2 protein-coding genes are annotated in these 1320 nt (G+C 66.4%); both read left to right on the top strand.

Translation table 11 applies throughout. The features are described 5' to 3' along the window. The first annotated feature begins 70 nt into the window (after positions 1–70). The gene (locus tag P3T41_RS36845; RefSeq protein WP_280695023.1) at positions 71–379 is read left to right on the top strand and encodes a transposase; all 309 of its coding nucleotides are present in this window, start codon (positions 71–73) and stop codon (positions 377–379) included. 5 nt (positions 380–384) lie between these two features. Beyond that, entirely contained in the window at positions 385–1287 is a 903-nt protein-coding gene (locus P3T41_RS36840; protein WP_280695022.1) for an IS3 family transposase, read from the top strand. Positions 1288–1320 lie beyond the last annotated feature (33 nt).

Here is a 1320-nt window from a genome sequence, read left to right as displayed (position 1 = left end):
TGAAGTTCCCCCGTTGATCTGGACAGCTTGATACTGGGACGGTTGGGTCCCGGAGGAAGCAGTCCAGGTAGTGAGTGGCAAGAGCAACATGAGCAAGCGGTACACGGCGGAGTTCAAGCGGGACGCGATCGCGCTCGTCCGGTCCTCGCCCCATCGGAACGTCACCGAGATCGCCCGGGAACTGGGCGTGAGTCCGGAGGGGCTTCGCGGCTGGGTGAAACAGGCGAAGGTCGACTGCGGCGAGGGGGCGCCAGGCGCGCTGACGACGGCGGAGAAGGACGAGCTCCAGCGGCTGCGCAGGGAGAACCGGGAACAGCAGCAGACGATCGAGATCTTGAAAAAAGCCGCGGCCTTCTTCGCGAAGGAGACGATGAAGTAGGCACGCTGTGCCGCTTCATCGACGCGGAGAGGGCCGCCGAGGACAGACCCGACGGCTTCAGCGTCGCGCTGCTCTGCCGGGCGCTGAAGCTCCCGCGCGCCAGCTACTACGCCTGGCTCGCCGGTCGGCCGGCCGCCGCCGAGCGGCAGCGGGCAGAGGACGAACTGGCCGAGGAGATACGGGAGATCCATGCCTCCTCGCGCGGCGCCTACGGCGCCCCGCGCGTGCACGCCGCACTGCGGCGGGACGGCCATGCGATCAACCGGAAGAAGGTCGAGCGGATCATGCGCGAGCGCGACATCCGGGGTATCACCCGCCGCAGGCGCCGCCACCTGACGAAGCAGGACACCAAGGCCGCCCCGGCCCCCGACCTGATCGGCCGCGACTTCACCGCGAAGCGGCCCGGTACGAAGCTCGTCGGCGACATCACATATCTGCCCACGATCGAGGGCTGGTGGTATCTGGCCACGGTCATCGACCTGGCGACCCGCGAGGTTATCGGGTACGCAATGGCCGACCACCATCGCGCCGAGTTGGTCACCGACGCCCTGAAGATGGCCGCCGGCCGGGGTGACCTGAAGCCGGGCTGCATCATGCACACCGACCGGGGAAGCGAGTATACGAGCAGCGAATTCCGCCAGGAGATAAGGAAGTTGAACCTGAGACAGAGCATGGGGCGAACCGGCATATGTTACGATAACGCCGCAGCCGAGAGCTTCTTCGGCCTGCTGAAAGCGGAGATCGGCACCACCATCTGGGACAGCCGGGAAGCGGCCCGAGCCGACGTCTTTCGCTTCATCGAAGTCGAATACAACCGCACCAGGCTCCGCAGGCACCCCGAGTTCGGGTACCTCACCCCACTCGAAACCCGAGCCAGGCTCCGGCACGACTTCACCCCTGCAGCGTAAGCACCCGCTGTCCAAGATCAGGGGGGAACTTCA

Source organism: Kitasatospora sp. GAS204B (genome assembly GCF_029892155.1).
Classification (GTDB): Bacteria; Actinomycetota; Actinomycetes; order Streptomycetales; family Streptomycetaceae; genus Kitasatospora.
Note: the sequence above shows the minus strand (reverse complement) of the source record. Positions and strands in the feature narration are given on the sequence as shown.